18 protein-coding genes are annotated in these 18,054 nt (G+C 68.2%); 6 read left to right on the top strand and 12 right to left on the bottom strand.

What is annotated here, in order from left to right:
• The first annotated feature begins 59 nt into the window (after positions 1 to 59).
• From MUG98_RS19730 to MUG98_RS19720, 3 genes are all read left to right on the top strand, one after another.
• Positions 60 to 1,316, top strand: a complete 1,257-nt coding sequence (locus MUG98_RS19730; protein ID WP_265109131.1) for a cation:proton antiporter — start codon at positions 60 to 62, stop codon at positions 1,314 to 1,316.
• Between the two features lie 113 nt (positions 1,317 to 1,429).
• Positions 1,430 to 2,023, top strand: coding sequence for an NUDIX hydrolase (locus MUG98_RS19725; RefSeq protein ID WP_265109130.1), 594 nt, complete (start codon positions 1,430 to 1,432; stop codon positions 2,021 to 2,023).
• An 88-nt stretch (positions 2,024 to 2,111) separates the two neighbouring features.
• Positions 2,112 to 2,480 (top strand): rhodanese-like domain-containing protein, encoded by a 369-nt coding sequence (locus tag MUG98_RS19720; protein WP_265109129.1) that lies wholly within the window; start codon positions 2,112 to 2,114, stop codon positions 2,478 to 2,480.
• A 129-nt stretch (positions 2,481 to 2,609) separates the two neighbouring features.
• Here the strand turns inward: MUG98_RS19720 and yciH are convergent, their stop codons facing one another.
• From yciH to MUG98_RS19690, 6 genes are all read right to left on the bottom strand, one after another.
• Entirely contained in the window at positions 2,610 to 2,903 is a 294-nt protein-coding gene (gene yciH / locus MUG98_RS19715) for a stress response translation initiation inhibitor YciH (protein WP_098725285.1), read from the bottom strand.
• Positions 2,904 to 2,997: 94 nt separating this feature from the next.
• Positions 2,998 to 5,256 (bottom strand): transglutaminase TgpA family protein, encoded by a 2,259-nt coding sequence (locus MUG98_RS19710; RefSeq protein WP_265109128.1) that lies wholly within the window; start codon positions 5,254 to 5,256, stop codon positions 2,998 to 3,000.
• The gene (locus MUG98_RS19705; protein WP_265109127.1) at positions 5,253 to 6,326 is read right to left on the bottom strand and encodes a DUF58 domain-containing protein; all 1,074 of its coding nucleotides are present in this window, start codon (positions 6,324 to 6,326) and stop codon (positions 5,253 to 5,255) included. Before MUG98_RS19705 ends, MUG98_RS19710 begins: the two co-directional genes overlap by 4 nt.
• Positions 6,323 to 7,303, bottom strand: coding sequence for an AAA family ATPase (locus MUG98_RS19700; protein ID WP_425601059.1), 981 nt, complete (start codon positions 7,301 to 7,303; stop codon positions 6,323 to 6,325). The genes MUG98_RS19705 and MUG98_RS19700 overlap by 4 nt, the downstream gene beginning before the upstream one ends.
• Before the next feature lie 228 nt (positions 7,304 to 7,531).
• Complete coding sequence (locus MUG98_RS19695) at positions 7,532 to 7,726, bottom strand: cold-shock protein (protein WP_250140794.1); 195 nt, start codon at positions 7,724 to 7,726, stop codon at positions 7,532 to 7,534.
• Between the two features lie 96 nt (positions 7,727 to 7,822).
• Positions 7,823 to 8,092, bottom strand: a complete 270-nt coding sequence (locus MUG98_RS19690; RefSeq protein WP_265109125.1) for a DUF7573 domain-containing protein — start codon at positions 8,090 to 8,092, stop codon at positions 7,823 to 7,825.
• A 197-nt stretch (positions 8,093 to 8,289) separates the two neighbouring features.
• Between MUG98_RS19690 and MUG98_RS19685 the strand changes: the two genes are divergently transcribed.
• A complete protein-coding gene (locus tag MUG98_RS19685; protein ID WP_265109124.1) occupies positions 8,290 to 8,484 on the top strand; it encodes a DUF8024 family protein in 195 nt (64 codons plus the stop codon).
• A 21-nt stretch (positions 8,485 to 8,505) separates the two neighbouring features.
• On the opposite strand, the gene MUG98_RS19680 is transcribed toward MUG98_RS19685, so the two are convergent.
• The 5 genes from MUG98_RS19680 to MUG98_RS19660 form a co-directional block, all read right to left on the bottom strand.
• Positions 8,506 to 9,519, bottom strand: a complete 1,014-nt coding sequence (locus MUG98_RS19680) for a 5,10-methylenetetrahydromethanopterin reductase (protein ID WP_265109123.1) — start codon at positions 9,517 to 9,519, stop codon at positions 8,506 to 8,508.
• Complete coding sequence (locus MUG98_RS19675; RefSeq protein ID WP_265109122.1) at positions 9,516 to 10,292, bottom strand: coenzyme F420-0:L-glutamate ligase; 777 nt, start codon at positions 10,290 to 10,292, stop codon at positions 9,516 to 9,518. Before MUG98_RS19675 ends, MUG98_RS19680 begins: the two co-directional genes overlap by 4 nt.
• 62 nt (positions 10,293 to 10,354) lie before the next feature.
• Positions 10,355 to 12,049 carry a hydantoinase B/oxoprolinase family protein gene (locus tag MUG98_RS19670; RefSeq protein ID WP_265109121.1) on the bottom strand — a complete coding sequence of 565 codons (1,695 nt, stop codon included), beginning with the start codon at positions 12,047 to 12,049 and terminating at the stop codon, positions 10,355 to 10,357.
• Positions 12,046 to 14,091 carry a hydantoinase/oxoprolinase family protein gene (locus MUG98_RS19665; RefSeq protein WP_265109120.1) on the bottom strand — a complete coding sequence of 682 codons (2,046 nt, stop codon included), beginning with the start codon at positions 14,089 to 14,091 and terminating at the stop codon, positions 12,046 to 12,048. The genes MUG98_RS19670 and MUG98_RS19665 overlap by 4 nt, the downstream gene beginning before the upstream one ends.
• Positions 14,092 to 14,152: 61 nt before the next feature.
• The gene (locus MUG98_RS19660) at positions 14,153 to 14,656 is read right to left on the bottom strand and encodes a metallophosphoesterase family protein (RefSeq protein WP_265109119.1); all 504 of its coding nucleotides are present in this window, start codon (positions 14,654 to 14,656) and stop codon (positions 14,153 to 14,155) included.
• 61 nt (positions 14,657 to 14,717) lie between these two features.
• On the opposite strand from MUG98_RS19660, the gene MUG98_RS19655 reads away from it, so the two are divergent.
• A complete protein-coding gene (locus MUG98_RS19655) occupies positions 14,718 to 16,145 on the top strand; it encodes an eIF2B alpha/beta/delta subunit family protein (RefSeq protein ID WP_265109118.1) in 1,428 nt (475 codons plus the stop codon).
• Positions 16,146 to 16,277: 132 nt separating this feature from the next.
• Positions 16,278 to 17,207, top strand: a complete 930-nt coding sequence (gene ddh / locus MUG98_RS19650; RefSeq protein WP_320443089.1) for a D-2-hydroxyacid dehydrogenase — start codon at positions 16,278 to 16,280, stop codon at positions 17,205 to 17,207.
• A gap of 168 nt (positions 17,208 to 17,375) precedes the next feature.
• On the opposite strand, the gene engB is transcribed toward ddh, so the two are convergent.
• On the bottom strand, positions 17,376 to 17,993 hold the full coding sequence (engB, locus tag MUG98_RS19645) for a GTP-binding protein EngB (RefSeq protein ID WP_265109117.1): 618 nt from the start codon (positions 17,991 to 17,993) through the stop codon (positions 17,376 to 17,378).
• Positions 17,994 to 18,054 lie beyond the last annotated feature (61 nt).

Here is an 18,054-nt window from a genome sequence, read left to right as displayed (position 1 = left end):
CGTTCCGGTAGCGGGCCCCCGATCGACGCTATTTATCACTGGATCCTGTAGGGCCGGGTATGGTCGAAGCCGCCGGTATCGATCTCCTCAACCTCCTCCTCGTGCTGACGCTGGCGTGGATCTTCGGGCTCGCGGTCGAGCGGGCCGGCTATCCGGCGCTGATGGGGGAACTCCTCGCGGGAATCGTCTTCGGACCGGCGGTGCTGGGAGTGTTACACGGGGGCGAAGCGATCGACGTCCTCTCGGAACTCGGCGTCTTCTTGTTGATGATCTACGTCGGCATGGAGGTCGACATCCACGACCTGTTCGAATTGGGCCCGCAGTCGCTGATGGTCGCGTTCGGCGGCTTCGTCGTCCCCTTCGGTCTCGGCTACCTGGTCGGCGCGGTCATCGGCGCGACGATCGAGCAGTCGCTGTTCATCGGCATCGCGATGGCAGCCACGTCGCTGGCAACGAAATCGCGGATCCTGGTCGATCTGGACATCCTCGATACGCGTATCGCGGGCGTCCTCCTCGGTGGCGCACTGCTCTCGGACGTGGGCGTGATGGTCGTGTTCGCCGGCGTCATGGGCTTCGTCGAAACGGGTGACGTGACGATCGTGGATCTCGGACTGGTCGCAGGGAAGGCGCTGCTGTTCTTCGCGGCCGCGCTGGTGGTCGGCGAGCGGTTCCTGCCGTACCTCTGGGGACAGCTCCAGACGTGGATGGAATACCACGAGTTCGTCGACAAGACCTCCGCGTTCACGATCGCGCTCGTGATCGCGCTCGTCTTCGCCTTCTTCGCGGCGCTCGCCGACCTCCACATGATCATCGGCGGGTTCGTCGCCGGGCTATTCCTGCGACAGTCGGAACTCGAGCCGGACATCTACGAGCACATGTACAGCGTCATCTACGATCTGGCGATGGGCTTTTTCGCTCCGATTTTCTTCGTCTCGGTCGCGTTCGAACTGACGCTCGACGTGTTCACGCGACATCTCGACTTGCTCGTACTCGTCATGGTGGTCGCCTTCGTCGGCAAAATCGCCGGCAGCTGGCTGTTCGCCCTCCCGACCAAGCTCTCCTCGAGGGAAGGTCTCGTCATCGGGTTCGGGATGAACGGCCGTGGAACCGTCGAGATCGTCATCGTCACGGTCGCGCTGTCGGCGGGCGTTATCGGACAGGAGTTGTTCTCGGTGCTCGTCTTCATGGCCATCTTCACGACGACGCTCGTCCCGCCGACCGTCAAGTGGGGCGTCGACTGGCTGCGGCAGGCGAACGAACTGGTTTCGACGGACGGGGTCGCCATCGATGCGGATTCGGAGTTCGGTGACACCTGATCGTGATCGTCGATCCGCGGACCTCCGCGATCGCCCGACGCAGCATCTACTCTGGACCTCCGCGATCGCCCGAAGCGGCACCTATTACAGTCGGGGACGAGAGATTCCATCCGATGACCGTACCCGACGACTGGGACCTCCGCGAGGAAGTACCCGAGTACGAGACGCCGTGGTACGACGGGGGCTACGACCTGCTCGAACAACCGGACGGCACCGAGAAACGGTACTACTGGGCCGACCTCCCGCCCGCGGTGGTCGTGGTGGCCCGGATCGACGCCGGCGTCCTCGCCGAGGCGACCGGGGACGGGGCCGTCGACGGCGGCGCGGACGGCGACCACCTCCTCTTCGTCGAACAGTTCCGGCCGACGATCCGCGAGACGCACCTCGAACTCCCCGCCGGGATCGTCGAGGACGGCGAGTCCTACACGACGGCCGCCGCGCGCGAACTCGAGGAAGAGACCGGCTTTCGCCCCTCGAGTACCGTCCTCCTGCAGGAGTTCGCCGTCGCGACCGGCGTCCTCCGGCACGATCGCGGGGTCGTCTACGCGGAGGGACTCGAACCCGGTCGACGCGAACTCGACAGCAACGAGTTCCTCTCGGTGACGACGGTCCCGATCGACGCGGCGCTCGGTCGGGCCCGCGAGCAACCGGCCAACGACTCGACGCTGACGGCGCTGTTGCTGGCGAAAGAAGACGGATTGCTCTGACCGGTGGTCGGCTCCGATCGCGTTGCAGGCGTCCGAGAGCGAGAACCGACCCGTGGGCTTATTCTTTCAGGGTTCCAACGACGATCTGATGGACGGCGAAATCTCCCCGGCGGAGGTACAGCAACTCCTCGAGGACGACGCAGACGTGCGAATCGTCGACATTCGCGACGAGCGAAGCTTCGAGCACAGCCGCATTCCCGACAGCGAGAACGTCCCGTTCCACGAACTTTCGAGTCGCATCGAGGAACTCGAGGGCGCGGACCACATCGTCACCGTCTGCCCGCACGGCGAGGCGAGCGTCCAGGCGGCCAGACTGATCGGGTCCTACGAGGGCACCGCCGACGCGCGCGTCGAGAGCATGGAAGGCGGCCTCGAGAAGTACGGCCTGCAGTACGGACTCGTCGCCGACGAGGACGCGTCGGAGGAGTCGACAGCGGACGCGGAATCGCCGTTCTAGGGCGAGTCTGTTCTCGCCGATCGGCGAGCCAGCGGCTCCGCGGGCGTCGGTCGCCGAAGAACGGAAATCGGTCGCGTCGTGATGCGTAGACGGCCGTGGTTCGGAAGTCGTCTCAGATCATCGCGGGCATCAGGCGACGTTGAAGCCGCGGTCCCGAAGGAACTCTTCGATGCGGCCCGTGTGGTTGCCCTGCAGTTCGATGTGGTCGTCCTCGACGGTGCCACCGCAGGCGAACTTGGACTTGAGATCCGACGAGAGACTGTCGAGATCGACGTCCTTCGGATCGAATCCTTCAACGATCGTTACCTCTTTACCGTATCTGCGCTCGTCAATGCGGATGTTGAGCTGTTGTTGGCCCTTGGCCACGTCCTCGCAGACGCAGAGTTCCTCGGGCAGCCCGCACGTCGAGCAGACTTCCGACATTACGTTCGACCGTACGAAATGGGCATATTAAACACTATCGGGACCCACACGCCGTCGCGCGGTTCTTTTTCAGTGTGACGAGAATGTATTCCCGTCACTGGCCGCCCAGCGCCGGGAGCCGATCGCGAACCAGGTCGTCGACGATCCCCATCGCCGCGTCAGCCGTCTCGCGATCGACGCCCTCGCCGTAGGTCGCCCGCTCGTAGGTCCGGACGACCCGGGCCGTGCGGGGATCGAGGTCGTCGTGCTCGGTCCGCAGCGCCGCCAGGTACTGTCGGCGCGACTCCGATCTCCGGCGTGGTCGGTACTGGTGTCCGAGGAGCCCTTCGAGTCGGCGATACGCGATCCGGGCGTCCTCGTCCGGGTCGTCCCCCCGCCGCTGCCAGTACAGCCGGAGCGCTCGCCGCGCCCGCGCCGTCGCGCTGGTTCGGTGGGCACCGGCCGCCAGCCCGACGAGGACCACAAGCCCGATCGCGGCCGTCTCGCGCGTGACCGGGACGGGGCTGCTCGCGTCGTCATCGTCGGTGCCCGTCCCGTCGCCTGGTTCGGTGCCAGAATCGGCGTCCGATGGATCGGTCCCGTTGAATTCGGAGGGGTCCGTCTCGTTGCCGTCGGTCGGATCGGACGTTTCGTTGTTCGTCTCGTTGCCGTCGTCCCGGGGATCGTCGGGATCCGGCTCGTCCTCGCCGTCGTCGATCGGGACGTCCTCGCTGGCGTCGGTATCGACGTTCTCCCGTCCGTCCTCGCGGGCCTGCTGGAGTCGCTCGTTGTGGACGTCCTCCCGGGCGTCGCCCGGGGTCGGATCGAACGCGACCCAGCCGTGGTCGGGGAAGTAGACTTCGACCCACGCGTGGGCGTCTAACCCGCGAACGACGTAGGTGTCGTCGGCGACCTGCTGGCCGGTCGTGTAGCCGGTGACGTACCGGGCCGGCACGCCCTCGGCCCGCAGCATCTGAACCATCGTGGTCGCGAAGTAGACGCAGTAGCCCTCCTCCATCTCGAACAGGAACTCGTCGGCGATGTTGCCCCCCGGCCGATCGACCTCGAGGGAGTAGTCCTTCGACGAGCGCAGGTACGACTCGATCGCGACGGCCTTCTCGTAGGGGTTGTCGGCGTCGCCGGTCACTTCGGCAGCCTGCTGCTCGAACCGGCGGGACGTGCTCTCGGGGAGTTGCAGGTAGTCGGACGCGTGGTCCGGGTAGTCCGTCCCGGCGGTCCGTAGCGCATCGGGGTCGCGGTCGATCGCTGCGCTCTGGACGACGTAGCTGTCGCCCTCGAGCAACGGTTCCGCGGGGCGGGGCTGACCGTGGGACGATACCATCGTCGTCCGGGTTATTCCGCCCTCGATGGCGAGCGGCTGTGGTGCGGTTGGCATGACGCCCAGTTCCGTCTCGGCGGTGACCCGTTGCGTGACGGTCTCGTATTCGCCGGGCGGTACTCCGAGCTGATCGTCGTAGGTCGTGTCCTGACCGGTCCGGACCCACTCGTCGCCGGTGAACCGATCGTAGACCCCCGTTCGCCAGTAGGACGGCTGTTCGGATTCGACCGTGAACCGGACCTCGGGCGAGAGGTCTACTGTGCCGCCGATCGCGGACCGTTCGTCGGCGAAGTCGATCGTCCCCTCGAGCGTGCTGGTGTCCCCCTGCCCGGTAAACGCCGGACTGGTCGTCTCCCCCGGCACGAACGTGACCGACAGCGAGAGGACGACGATCACCGCGACGAGAACCGCGAACAGGTCCGCCTGGGCGATCGAACCGCCCCGGCGTTCGAGTTCGCCGAAGCCGACGGCACCGGTGGCTGCGAGGGTGCCGAGCAAGACGACGGGCGTCTCGGCGTCCCCCGTCAGGACCAGGAAGAGCAGCGCGAGGCCGCCGGGCACGACGCTCAGGTCGTACCGGCCCCGGAGCGCGAGATACCACGAGAGGAAGACGGGGCCGGGCGCGAACCCGAGCGCCCAGACGTCGGCCGCGACCATCCGGAGCAGCGGGAGGCCGGTCGCCAGCGCGGCGCTGTCGGCGAGGAGTTCGTCGGTCGCCGACAGCACGGTCCCGATCCCGACGCCGGCCGTCGAGAAGTAGTACCAGAAGCCGAACAGGGTGACGGCCGCGGCGGCCCCCGTCGCGGTTCGCGGCCGGATCGTTCTGGCAAGGACCGTCGCCCCGAGCACCATCGCCGCGACGAGTAACAGGAGCGTCCCGGTGCCGCCCACGACGCGAGTCACGTCGCGCAACACGCTGACGTACGACGCCGTCAGCACCAGGACACAGCCGAGCGCAAGCAGTCGGAACGTCTCGGGGCCGATGGCTCCCTCGGTATCCAGTCCGATCGTCCGGTCGCGGGCGTCGGTACTCATGCGGTCACCCCCGACGAGGGACCGTCGTCCGCGCCTCCCCGGTCCGTCGTTCCGGTCCGTGTCCGTTCGTCTCGGTTCCCGTCCCTTCCGCCACGGCCGCGGAGCCGATCGAACGGGATCGTGCGGTCGTCGACGACGATCCGCGTTCCGTTCGCGTCGGCCTGGACGAGCACGTCGGCGTTCGTCCGCGCCCGTTCGTCGAGTTCGCCCGCCTCGACGACGGCGAGCAGTCCGAGGAGGTCGTAGTGGTGGTCGTGGCCCGATCCCGGCTGGCGGTCCGCCGCCGGGAGGGTGACGCCGACGTTCACGCCCTCCTCGAGCAGGTAGGTGGCGACGCTGGCGACCGCGGTCGCCAGGTCGTCGACCCGGGTCGGGGTACACTCCGCGGCGACGACCGCCGATCCGGCGTCGTCGTCGTTGACGTACTCCGTGACGACCAGTCCGTCGTCGGGGCGCTTGGCGGCTGACTTCCAGTGGACATCCCGCAGGGAGTCGCCGCGCTGGTACTCCCGGAGGTGATCGAACTCCTCCCGATCGCGCCGGGTCGCCGCGTCGGCGAGCAGGTGCAGGTCTCGATCGGTCCCGCCCCGGAGGTCGTAGACGGGCGGATAGACCAGGACTGACGCCGTCTCCTCGTATTCGAACCGGCGCTCGACGAGTCCGAAGAGATCGACGACGCTGATCGCGAGGGGGCCGACCCGGCGGTCGCCGCGTCCCTCGAGTCGGAGGTCGTAGCTGAACTCGGTCTCGCCGTCGAGTGTCGTCATCTCGGCCGGATCGGTCGTCGCCGTCAGGCCGTCGTCGACGGCGTCACGAACGGTCGCCGAGACGGCCCGCTCCGTCTCGATCGTCACCGCGATCGTCCGGGTTTCGCCGACGAACCCCTCGGCGACGGCACCGCGCCTGACGCGCGGCCGGTCGGCCAGGGCGGTCGTGATCGTTCCGGCGACCAGCACGACGAGCAGCGGCGTGACGACGGCGTTCAGGGCGCGGGGGCCGTACTGCCACCCCATCGCGATCGAGCCGACGACGACGACGACGACGGCCCAGCCACGTCGCGTGAGTCTCATGGGACGGGGACGTGCTCGAGTGCGTCCGCGACGACGTCGGGCCCGTCGCGGTCGCGGCTGTTCGTCTTGATCCGGTGGGCCAGCACGAGCGGCGCCTCGGTCGCGACGTCGTCCGGGATGACGTACTCTCGACCCTCGGTGACGGCGCGGGCCTGGGCGGCACGCAACAGCGAGATCGTTCCGCGGGGACTGACGCCGATGTGGGCGTTCTCGCGGGTGTATCCGACCAGTCCCGTCGCGTACTCCCGGACCGGCTCGTTCACCCTGACCCCCGCGACCGTCTCGCGGGCGCGCACGATCGTTTCGAGGTCGGCCACCGGTTCGAGCGACTCGATCGGGTGGTGGCCGACCGTCCGGCCGAGCAGTTCGGTCTCCTCCTCGGGTCCGGGGTAGCCGAGCGTGAGTTTCTTCATGAACCGATCGATCTCGGCGAAGGGGAGATCGTAGGTCCGGTTGGGTTCGACGGCGTTCTGGGTCGCGATGACGACGAAGGGGTCGGGTAACGCGCGGGTGTCGCCGTCGACCGTCACCTGCTCCTCTTCCATCGCCTCGAGCAGCGCGGCCTGCGTCTTTGGGGGTGCCCGGTTGATCTCGTCACCGAGGACGATGTTGGCGAAGACGGGCCCCTCGTTGAACTCGAACTCGCGGGTCTTCTGGTTGAACACGTTGACGCCGGTGACGTCCGTCGGTAGCAGGTCGGGGGTAAACTGGACTCGCCGGAACGTACAGTCGATCGACGTCGCGATCGATCTGGCGAGCATCGTCTTCCCGACGCCGGGGACGTCGTCGAGCAGGACGTGGCCGCGGGCGAGGATGGCGGTGACGACGTGTTCGATCGCGTCGTCGTGGCCGACGATCACGCGGGAGACGTTGGCCTCGATCTCTGTACAGAGATCGGCGACGGTCGATACCGGGAGGGCGTTGTGGTCGGGAGTTGCCATACCGCTGGAGTTCGGGGCTGGAGTGGGATCGGTCATAGATGAATCGAACGGGGACCGGAGACGCTGCTGTTGGTACGAAATCAGCGACACCGAAACATATGCTTTGTGTCGGATCGTGTTACTGTTCACCGGAACGATCGGTGCTCGCGTGACTGTCCGTCGGTCCACCCGGACTCGCGTGACGGCGGGTCCGTCCGACCGGGGTTGGCGAGTGGCGCCGCTGATCGGTTCGACGATCGGAAAACGATACCTCCTGTGACCTGGCTAGAGTCGTTCGACGTTCTCCGCGCGCGGCCCCTTCTCGGCCTCGACGATGTCGAACTCCAGTTCCTGACCCTCCTCCAGGTCAGGACCGCCGACGTCTTCCATGTGGAAGAACACGTCCTCGTCCGCGTCCTCAGTCTCGATGAACCCGTAACCGCCAGTGTCGTTGAAGAATGCGACCGTACCTTTCGCCATTGCAGGTCTACCAAACCACCTCGAAGATATAAATGTTCGGGAGAATACCGGTTGTTGCCCCGCGAGAAGCAAGTCGTTACCGCCACCAGCCGACGATTACCAGTTTTTGCAGTCGGGGCAGACGACCGCCCCGTCGTCCCGCCAGATCCGATCGGTCGTGCGATCACAGCGCGTGCACGTGTACTCGCCCCACGCGTAGGTCGACAGCGACGCCGCGTCCGTGGCGGGGTCGGCCTTATCACCGTCGTCCGACGCCGGATTCGAGGGAGACGTCGCGTCCGACTCCTTGGGAACAGTCTCGGGATCGTCGGTCTCCTCGTCGACCCCGGACGAGGCGAAATCCGAGAGCGTCGCGTCGTCGGTCATACCCATCGGTACGCACGGCGGAGGCATAGAAGCACCGACGGCGGCGGTGGCCTGTACGACCGGAATTCGGCGGGACGACGCCCGCGACCGGTCGGGAGGGCTTCCGGAGGCGCTCTCCACCGATCGATCGGCGCGTCCCTCGAGGGACTCACCGCTGGACCGGCACGGCCAAGTATTATCGGTGACAACCCCCGGACATGGACACCGTCACGCCGCTGAACGTCATCGTGGACAACCTCGTCGAAATGACCGAGCTCTTCACCAAGGTCGCGATGGGCGACGGACTCGCACCCCTGCTCGTCCTGATGGGGACGCTGCTGATCGTCTTCTCGGTCGCCGTTTTCGGCGCGTTGACCCTCGGTGCCGTCGGCAGCCTCTTCACCTCGAGCTAGTTCGGGCTCGATCGCTCTGGCCTACGCTTGCTCCTTCGTTGCGCTGGCCAGCGCCTCGCTCGCCCGTTCGATCGCGTCCTCCAGGTCCGGCCCGAGCGGCGAACCGACGACGATCCCGTCGACGTGTTCGAGGGCGGCCGCGAACTGCGCCGCGACCTGTTCCGTCGTCCCGGCGATACAGAAGGCGTCGATCATCGACGGCGTCACGTGGCCGAACGCCTCGTTCAACTTCCCCGCCTCGAGCGCGTCACTGACCGCGCCCGCCGCCTCGCGATCGATGTCGTGTCGATCGAGCACCGGATCGGCCGCGCCGCCGACGATGAACGCGACCGGTGGACGGGCCGCCTCGCGGGCCGCGTCTTCCTCACCGGCGACGCTCGCGCTCGCGAAGGCGAGCGACTCGAATGGACCGTGCGCCGCCGGCCGCTCTGCCAGCCCGTGCTCGATCTGGCCCGCTGCCCACTCCAGGTCGCGGGGATGGGCGGCGTTGACCAGCACGCCGTCGGCGTGTTTCGCACTCATTCGGAGCATGTGCGGGCCCTGTGCACCGACGTAGACCGGAATCTCGGCGGGGTCGAGATTGAGCGAGGCGTCCCGCACCGTGAACGTCCCCTCGTGGGTGACGGTCTCGCCCGCCCAGAGGTCGCGCGCGAGGTCGAACGTCTCGAGAACTCGACGGAGCGGACTGTCGCGATCGACGCCGAGGGTCGCGAGCGAGGATCGATCGCCGGCGCCGACGCCGAAGACCGCGCGGCCGTCGCTCACCTCGTCGATCGTCGCAGTCTGGGCCGCGAGTTTGACCGGGTGGGTCTCGTAGGGATTGACGACGCCCGGTCCCAGCCGTATGTCGTCCGTGGCGTCGGCCATCCGCGAGAGGACGACGAACGGATCCCGGTTGAAGTAGTGGCTGCTCGCGAACGCGACGTCGAACCCCTGATCCTCGGCCAGCGCCGCGAGCGAGGCGATCCGATCGGGCGGGTGTTCGGGGGTGAGTTCGATGCCCCAGGTCGTGTCCCCGCGCCCGTCAGCACTCATTCGGTATCTCCCCACTCCCACTCGCGGAGTGCCTGCCGGACGAGGTCGTCTTCGACGTCCCGGAAGAGTTCGTCGCTTCCCTCGAGGTCGCCGAACTCCCAGCCCCGGACGGCGACTGCGGGGGTCCCGTCCGCTCCCTCGCCGGTGACGAGATTCGCGGCTGCCGCGAGCTCGTCGACGACGGACTGGACGGTAACGCCGAGTTCGCGGCCGTCGCGATCGAGTTCGCCGCGCCAGTCGCGGCTCGCGGGCATCCCCGCCCAGCCGAGCGCGACGCCGCGCTGACCGTGGCGGAACGGCCGCCCGCAGGTGTCCGTCACGATCACCGCGACGTCCTCGACGCCCCGATCCTCGAGCCCCGATCGGATTCGCTCGGCGCTTTCGGCCGGCTTTTCCGGCAGCAGGAGGATGTCGTGGTCCGGCACGTTCGACCGATCGATCCCCGCGTTGACGCAGATGTGGCCGAAGTGCGTCTCCGTGAGCAGGAAGGGACAGTCGATCAGCAACTCGGTGCTCTCCTCCAGGACCGCCTGGGCGAACCGCGGATCCTTCTCCTCGCCGGCCACGTCCTCGATCCGGCGGGCGATCTCCTTCGCACGGCCGCTGACGGGGTAGTCCTCGAGATTCGCCGTGCGGCCCTCGGCCTTCGAGACGATCGTGCTCGCGACGGTGAGCACGTCGCCGGGTTCGAGGGCGGCCCGATCGGCGACGAGCGCGGCGACGTCGTCGCCGGGACGGATCTCGGGCAGGTCCGTCACTGGCTCCAGTTCCATACCGGAGGGTGGGCCAGCGACGTGAAAAACGCACCGTCACCGGAGAATCGAGCCAGCGACGGTCACGACCGATCGTCCCGGTCGGTCACCTTGCCGGCCGCCCGATCGGCCTCGATCGCCTCCTCGTCTCGATCGCTCGGATCGCCGTGCCCGCCGCCGCCGGGCGTTCGAACGGTAACCGTCGTCCCCGCCTCGACGTCGACGGTCGTCTTCGCCGGGACGGGGTCGCAGTCGATCAGATTCTCCCCGGTCGAACCGTCCTCGCCGCCGGCGACGCCTTTCGGGGCGTGACGGCGGCGCTCCGTGAGCAACGAGACCGTCGCGTCGGTCTCGACGGTGACCGATCGCTCGAGTCCCAGCCCGCCGCGGAACTCGCCGCGTCCGCCGCTGTCCGGCCGGAGCGCGTACCGTTCGACCCGCAGCGGGTACTCCGTCTCGATCGACTCGACGGGGGTGTTGAGCGTGTTCGTCATGCCGACCTGGACGCCGTCCATGCCGTCCCGGTCGGCGCGCGCGCCGAATCCACCGCCGATCGTCTCGTAGTACGTAACGGAGCCGTCACGCGCGCCGATGGTCAGGTTGTTCATCGTCCCCTGACCCTGTGCGGGGACGCGATCGGGCGCAGCCTCGGCGAGCGCGGTGAAGACCACGTCGGTCACGCGCTGGCTGGTTTCGACGTTACCGCCGACGACGGCCGCGGGCGGGTCGGGATTCAGGAGCGATCCCCGGGGCGCGTGGACGCTCACGGGTTCGTAACAGCCCTGGTTCGGCGGGATCTCGGGGTCCGTGATACAGCGGACGACGAAGTAGACCGCGCTCTTCGCCACGGCGAGCGGGGCGTTGAGGTTCCCCGCGACCTGGTCTGCGGTGCCCGAAAAGTCGACCGCGATCGTCTCGCCGTCGATCGTCACCGCGACCGAAATCTCGATATCCTCGTCGGTAACGCCGTCGCCTTCTAGGACGTCGATCGCCTCGTAGGTCCCGTCCGGCAGCGCCGCGATCTCGTCTTCGATCCGTTCGCGGGAGTAGTCGATCACGGCGTCGAAGCCGGCGAGGACGGTCCCGCGGCCGTGTTCGTCGAACAGCGCCGCGAGTCGAGTTTCGGCGCGGTCGTTCGCCGCCAGTTGTGCCCGGAGGTCGGCCCGGCGCTCGCGTGGATTACGGACGTTCGCGAGCACCAGCGATCGAACGTCTTCCCGGACCTCGCCGTCCTCGACGAGTCGGATCGGCGGCAGTCGCAGTCCCTCCTGATAGATCTCCTGCGCACCGGCGGGCATGCTTCCGGGAGCCATCCCCCCGACGTCGGCGTGGTGGGCCCGGGAGACGGCGTAGCCGACGATTTCCCGGTCGTCGGCGTCGTCACCGCTGACGCTCCCGTCGCCGTCGTGACCGTCGCCGCTGCCGGGCGCGATCGGCGAGACCATCGTCACGTCCGGCAGGTGGGTCCCTCCTGTGAACGGATCGTTGAGCACGAACACGTCTCCGGGCCTCGGGTCGTGCTCGCGCACGGCGTCGACGGCCGCGGGCATCGCGCCGAGGTGGACCGGGATGTGCTCGGCCTGGGCGATCATTCGCCCCTCCGAATCGAACAGCGCCGTCGAGCAGTCCCGGCGCTCCTTGATGTTCGGCGAGTACGCGCCGCGAATCAGGGTCTGACCCATCTCCTCGGCGACGCTCTCCAGTTGGTTGCGTAGCACTTCCAGCGTTACCGGATCGATACGTTCGTCGGAATCGGTCGCGTCGTTCGGCCCCGTCATCGATCGTCCACCTCTCGTTCCGTCGCTCGCGTCATCTCGAACGTCCCGTCTCCGAGGATCTCGCCCGCCCACGCCGGCGGGACGACGGTCGTACTTTCGGCCTGTTCGAGGATCGCCGGCCCGGACAGCAGCGTGCCCGCTTCGAGCCGATCGCGATCGAAGACGGTCGTCTCACAGGGCCCGGTTCCGGGGAAGTGCGCTTCGCGGGTGTCGACGAGCGCGTCGCCCTCGCCGTCGTGGCGGACGGTCGGTTCGGTACCGGGGACGGTCGCCGTCGCACGCAGGGTGACGACCTCGATCGCCTCGTCCATCGCGTAGCCGTAGGCCCGCTCGTGGGCGTCGTGGAAGCGGTCAGCGATCGTCCCCCGATCGACTGTCCCCTCTACCGGGACGGTCAACTCGAAGCTCTGCCCGGCGTACCGGCAGTCGGCCGCGCGCTCGACTCGCGCCCGATCGGGATCGGAGGCGTCCCCGAGTACGTCGGCGACGAGATCGTCGTAGACCGACTCGAGCGATCCCGTATCCGCGGCTTCGAGGTTCACGCCGACGGTTCGGGCCGCGTCGTAACTTTCGTCGGCCGCGAGCAGCCCGAACGCGGAGAGGACGCCGCCGGGTCGCGGGACGACGACTCGATCGATCTCGAGCGCGTCCGCGAGCGCGGCGGCGTGCATCGGTCCCGCGCCCCCGAAGGCCACGAGCGCGAACTCGCGCGGGTCGTGCCCCCGTTCGACCGTCACCGATCGGATCGTCCGGGTCATCGTCGCGTTGGCCACGCGGTAGACCCCGCGGGCCGCCTCGAGCGCGCCCTCGAGCCCGGCCGCGTCGGCCAGCCGTTCGAGCGCGTCGTGGGCCGCCGCGACGTCGAGGGTCATCTCGCCGCCGAGGGCGGTCTCGGGGCCGATGAAGCCAAGCACGACGTTCGCGTCCGTGACGGTGGGGTCGGTCCCGCCGCGCCCGTAACAGGCCGGCCCGGGGTCGGCACCCGCCGATCTCGGGCCGACCCGGAGCGCGCCGCCGGCGTCGACCCACGCGATCGAACCGCCGCCAGCACCGACGGTATTCACGTCGACCATCGGCGTCCGGATCGGCAGCCCATCGATCTCCGCGTCGGTCGTTCGTTCGGCCTGCCCGCCCCGGACGAGGCTCACGTCGCTGGAGGTGCCGCCCATGTCGAAGGTGACCAGTCCGTCCACGTCGGCGTCGTCGACGGTCGCCGCAGCGCCGACGACGCCCGCCGCGGGACCGGACAGCACCGTCGTGACGGCGTGCTCGCGGACCGTCTCGGCGTCGGCGATGCCGCCGTTCGCCTGCATGATCCGCGGGGCCGGAACCCCGACGTCTTCGGCCTCGTCGACTACCCGGCCGACGTAGCCGTCGATAGTCGGGCGGACGTAGGCGTCGACGGCGGTCGTTGCGGTGCGCTCGAACTCGCGAAACTCCGCGAGCACCTCGTGGGAGACCGAGACGGGGACGTCGAGTTCGTCGCGTAGCGTCTCGGCGACGATCGCCTCGTTCTCGGGATCGGCGTAGGCGTGGAGCAGACAGACGGCGACGGCCTCGACGTCCCGCTCGCGCAGCGTCTCCGCGAGGTCGCGGACCTCGTCGGCATCGACCGGTCGCTCGACGCCGTCGGTCGTCGTTCGCTCGTCGATCTCGAACCGCCGCTCGCGGGGGACCAGCGGGTCGGGCTTCTCGGCGTCCAGGTCGTAGAGGGACGGCCGGTCCTGACGACCGATCTCGAGGACGTCACGGAACCCCGCGGTGGTGACGAGCGCCGTCGTCGCCCCGTCGCGTTCGAGCAGGGCGTTGACCGAGACGGTCATCGCGTGGGCGAAGTCGTCGATTCCGGCCGGTTCGATGCCGGCGCGGTCGCAGGCCTTCCGGATGCCGTCGAGTACCCCGACGTGCTGGGCTCCGGTAGTTGGCACCTTTGCGGTGACGAGTCGATCGTCGACCGAGAGGGCCACGTCGGTGAACGTTCCCCCGACGTCGACGCCGATCCGGACCGCGTCGCCGGCCGTTCCGCGTTCGTCACAGGTCATCGCTGTGTCCTCGTTCGTACCGGAGCCTTGTCACGGATTCGTATTGGCTCTCCGTCGATCCCTACGCGGTTCGCAGGTCGACGGCGAGACTGCCGTCGTCGACGGTCGCGACGAACATCGTCGCCCGATCGGCCGGACTCGCCCCCGTCGCGCTGCCCGGGTTGAGCACGCGAACGCCGTCGACGATCGTGTCGACCACCTCGTGGGTGTGGCCGGCGACGGCGATCGGATCGGCGGACGATCCCGTTTCCGCGCGGGCCGCGTCGACGACTCGATCGTGCCACCCGGCCGGCGAACCCGTGCCGTGCGTGACGACGAACGTCGCGCCGCCGAGATCGACCGTCGCCGCGTTCGGCAGGTCGAGCGTCGCGGGGTCCACGTTACCGCGAACGGCCGTCAGGTCGCCGTCTGCGAGGTCGACGACCCGATCGTAGCTCTCGTTCGAGTCGAAATCGCCCGCGTGGATCGCGTGATCGGCGCGGCGAATCTCGGCCGCGACCCAGTCCGGGATGGCCCGCGCCCGCGTCGGCACGTGGGTGTCGGCGATGATCGCAATGCGGGACATATCCGACCGTTCGACGCCCGGTCCCGAAAGCGATTCCCTTCCGGCACCCGTGCCCTCGCGTATGACCGATCCAGCGGGAACGGACGCCGGCGATGGAGCGAACGGGTCCGGGGACGGGAACGGTGCGAGCCACGTCGTCACCGCGTTCCTCCGACACCGCGGGATGGTACTCCTCCTGCGCCGCAGCGACGCCGTCGGCACTTACCGGGGCCAGTGGGGCGGCGTCTCCGGCTTCGCGGAGGGCGACCCCGACGAACAGGTTCGCGTCGAGATCCGCGAGGAGGTGGGACTCGATCGGGAGGCCGTCTCGCTCGTCCGATCGGGCCGCCCCGTCAGGTTCGAGGATCCGGATCTGGGTCGTGGGTGGGCCGTCCACCCCTATCTGTTCGACTGCGGGACGCGCGATGTCGACCTGAGCGAAGAACACGACGCGTTCGAGTGGGTCTCGCCCACCGCGATGCTCGATTTCGACGACGACCGCGAGACGGTGCCAGAGCTGTGGACGGCCTACGAGCGGGTGGCACCGACGGTCCGATCGATCGCCGCCGACGACGAACACGGCGCTGCAACGCTCTCGATCCGGGCGCTCGAGGTGCTGCGCGATCGAGCGGGGCTGGTGGTTCAGGAACGGAGCGAGGCGACGTCGCCTCGGAACGGCGAACGGGGACCCCGCGAGTTCGGTGCCGACCCCGAGGGCGAGTGGGACGAACTCGCGGAACTCGCCCGGCGACTGCTCGAGGCCCGGCCGTCGATGGCCGTCCTCAGAAACCGGGTGAACCGGGCGATGGCCGAGGCGGGCGAGAGCGAGGCCGAGCCACCTGGCGCGCCCGCCGTGCTCGACGCGACGCTCGCGGGGATCGATCGCGCCCTCGCGGCCGACGACGACGCCGCGGCGACGGCGGCCGATCGAATCCAGGGATCCGTCGCGACCCTCTCGCGATCCGGGACGGTCCTCGATGCACTTCGAGAAGCGGCCCCCTCACGGGTGTTCGTCGCCGAATCCCGCCCCGCGGGGGAGGGAGTCGACCTCGCGGAGACGCTCGCCGACGATTGCACCGTCACGCTGCACACCGACGCGGCCGTCGCTCACGTCCTCGCCCGCGAGGACCCCGATCGGATCGTCGTCGGTGCGGACGCGATCCTCCCCGACGGCTCCGTGGTGAACAAGACCGGGACCCGGACGCTCGCGATCGCGGCCGATCGGGCGGGGATTCCGGTCTCCGTCGTCGCCGCCACGGACAAGGTCTCGACCCGCGACGAGGTGAACCTGGAGTCGGGCGATCGGCAGGCGGTGTACGACGGCGACGCGTCGATCGACGTCCTGAATCCGACGTTCGACGTGACGCCGGCCGACTGCGTGACCGAGTTCGTGACCGAACGCGGGGTGCTCGATCCCGGCGAGAGTGGGGCGATCGCCGAGGAGTTGCGCGATCTCGAAACGTGGCAGTCGAACGTCGAAGCGACAGACGCAAACCCCTCGACCCGTTAACTTCGGGTGGCGGCAGTGACGAGGTGTTACCCCCACTGAGCCCCGTGTGACGAGGGTTTTTCCCGAGCCGCCACTTCAACTCGGAGTCCGTTCGTCCAAAGCTTGAACCTCACCTCGTCCGTACCGGCGGGCATGCAGATCGATCTCGATCGACTCGGCGTCCACGACTCCGTCGAAACGGTGTTTCCACCCGCTGAACTGGCCGATTTCCTCGCCGGTCTTCCCGTCGACGTCGCCGTCGTCGACGACGACGAAATCGACACTTGCGACGCGATCGTCACGCTCGAACACCGGGACGCGTTCCTGGATCTCGACTGGGTTCACTCGATCCAGGCGGGCGTCGATCGGTTCCCGGAAGACGAGTTCGAGGCCGACGGCGTGGTGCTCACGAACAGCACGGGGATCCACGATCGGACGATCGGCGAGACGGTCGCGGGCTACCTGCTCTCGTTCGCCCGCCGGCTTCACGATCACGTCGCCGACCAGCAGGAGCGTCGCTGGGAGCGCCCCGAGTGGGACGAGGCGTTCACCCTTCCCGGGACGACCGCCTGCGTCGTCGGGACGGGGACCCTCGGGAGCGGCGTCGCGGACGTGCTCGGCGCGCTCGGCGTGCGCGTGACCGGCGTTCGTCGCTCCGCCGATCCCGTACCGGGATTCGAGCGGATCTACGCGACCGACGACCTGCACGACGCGATCGCCGACGCCGACTTCGTGATCGTCACCGTCCCGCTGACTGACGAGACGTACCACCTCTTCGGGGCCGAGGAGTTCGCGACGATGCGCGAGGACGCCTACTTCGTCAACGTCGCCCGCGGGTCGGTCGTCGACGAACCGGCGCTGATCGACGCTCTCCGGAGCGACGCCCTCGCGGGTGCCGCGCTCGACGTCTTCGAAACCGAACCCCTCCCCGAGGACTCCCCGCTGTGGGGGATGGACGAGGTGATCGTCACGCCCCACTGTGCGGCCTACACGCGGGACTACTTCCGGGACGTCGGCGAAATCGTCCGCGAGAACGTCGATCGCCTCGGGACTGGCGAAGAACTGCACAATCGAGTCGTCTAACCTCACCAAAACTCACAGCCGATCGCACCGCGAGCGCCACACCGCGGCGCGAGCGGACCGACGATCGATGTGAGCGAGCGACCGCGCGGAGCGAACGGAGAGAGGAGTGCTTTTGATCACCCCGTTGCCGAGCGAGCGACGCGAGTGAGCGCAGAGCAAAAGGTTGGGTTAGAAGAATTTAAACAGGTCGTCCCGGTTCTGCTCGTGGAGGTGGCTTCGGACGGCCTCGTTCAGCGGTTCGATCCGGCCCTTCTTGGCGGTGATCGGAGCGATCGTGTCCTGCCACTGTTTCCACGGCGGGTAGAGGCCGAGTCGATCGCAGAGTTCGTTCAGGCGCTCGTCCCTGTCGTCGACCTTGTCCATCTTGTTGACGGCGACGACGACCGGAATTCCGAGATCCCGGAGGAAGTGGAACATCTCGACGTCGTAGGGGATCGAATCGGGGCCGGAGTGGCGATCGATGATGTCGATAACGCTCTTGCCGTCGACGACGAGGATCGCGACGAGGATATTGTCGGCGTACTCCTCTATGTAGTGGACGATATTCGTCTTGATCTGTTCCCGGTAGTCCTCGTCGACGCCGCTCATGAACCCGAAGCCGGGAAGATCGGTGATGACGAAGTCTTCGGAGGCCCAGTCGTAGTGGTTCGGCTGACGGGTGACGCCCGGACTGCCACCGGTGTCGAAGTTGTGCCCCGTCAGTTCGCGCATGAGCGTGGACTTGCCCACGTTCGAGCGGCCGACGAGGGCCACCTCGGCGTCGCGATCGGGGCGCGTGTCGAACATACGTGGCGGTACGGTCGAGAGGGGATATAAGCTGCGTGACGGGAGTCGCGTGGGCCGCCTG

Origin of the sequence: Halosolutus halophilus (assembly GCF_022869805.1) — an archaeon.
GTDB classification, from domain to species: Archaea; Halobacteriota; Halobacteria; order Halobacteriales; family Natrialbaceae; genus Halosolutus; species Halosolutus halophilus.
This window is presented reverse-complemented; position numbering and strand designations above follow the sequence as displayed.

Bases quoted from the DNA above. Each gene is read 5' to 3' on its own strand.
- MUG98_RS19730 (WP_265109131.1), top strand. From the start codon at position 60: ATGGTCGAAGCCGCCGGTATCGATCTCCTCAACCTCCTCCTCGTGCTG.
- MUG98_RS19725 (WP_265109130.1), top strand. From the start codon at position 1,430: ATGACCGTACCCGACGACTGGGACCTCCGCGAGGAAGTACCCGAGTAC.
- MUG98_RS19720 (WP_265109129.1), top strand. From the start codon at position 2,112: ATGGACGGCGAAATCTCCCCGGCGGAGGTACAGCAACTCCTCGAGGAC.
- yciH (WP_098725285.1), bottom strand. From the start codon at position 2,903: ATGTCGGAAGTCTGCTCGACGTGCGGGCTGCCCGAGGAACTCTGCGTC.
- MUG98_RS19710 (WP_265109128.1), bottom strand. From the start codon at position 5,256: ATGAGTACCGACGCCCGCGACCGGACGATCGGACTGGATACCGAGGGA.
- MUG98_RS19705 (WP_265109127.1), bottom strand. From the start codon at position 6,326: ATGAGACTCACGCGACGTGGCTGGGCCGTCGTCGTCGTCGTCGTCGGC.
- MUG98_RS19700 (WP_425601059.1), bottom strand. From the start codon at position 7,303: ATGACCGATCCCACTCCAGCCCCGAACTCCAGCGGTATGGCAACTCCC.
- MUG98_RS19695 (WP_250140794.1), bottom strand. From the start codon at position 7,726: ATGGCGAAAGGTACGGTCGCATTCTTCAACGACACTGGCGGTTACGGG.
- MUG98_RS19690 (WP_265109125.1), bottom strand. From the start codon at position 8,092: ATGACCGACGACGCGACGCTCTCGGATTTCGCCTCGTCCGGGGTCGAC.
- MUG98_RS19685 (WP_265109124.1), top strand. From the start codon at position 8,290: ATGGACACCGTCACGCCGCTGAACGTCATCGTGGACAACCTCGTCGAA.
- MUG98_RS19680 (WP_265109123.1), bottom strand. From the start codon at position 9,519: ATGAGTGCTGACGGGCGCGGGGACACGACCTGGGGCATCGAACTCACC.
- MUG98_RS19675 (WP_265109122.1), bottom strand. From the start codon at position 10,292: ATGGAACTGGAGCCAGTGACGGACCTGCCCGAGATCCGTCCCGGCGAC.
- MUG98_RS19670 (WP_265109121.1), bottom strand. From the start codon at position 12,049: ATGACGGGGCCGAACGACGCGACCGATTCCGACGAACGTATCGATCCG.
- MUG98_RS19665 (WP_265109120.1), bottom strand. From the start codon at position 14,091: ATGACCTGTGACGAACGCGGAACGGCCGGCGACGCGGTCCGGATCGGC.
- MUG98_RS19660 (WP_265109119.1), bottom strand. From the start codon at position 14,656: ATGTCCCGCATTGCGATCATCGCCGACACCCACGTGCCGACGCGGGCG.
- MUG98_RS19655 (WP_265109118.1), top strand. From the start codon at position 14,718: ATGACCGATCCAGCGGGAACGGACGCCGGCGATGGAGCGAACGGGTCC.
- ddh (WP_320443089.1), top strand. From the start codon at position 16,278: ATGCAGATCGATCTCGATCGACTCGGCGTCCACGACTCCGTCGAAACG.
- engB (WP_265109117.1), bottom strand. From the start codon at position 17,993: ATGTTCGACACGCGCCCCGATCGCGACGCCGAGGTGGCCCTCGTCGGC.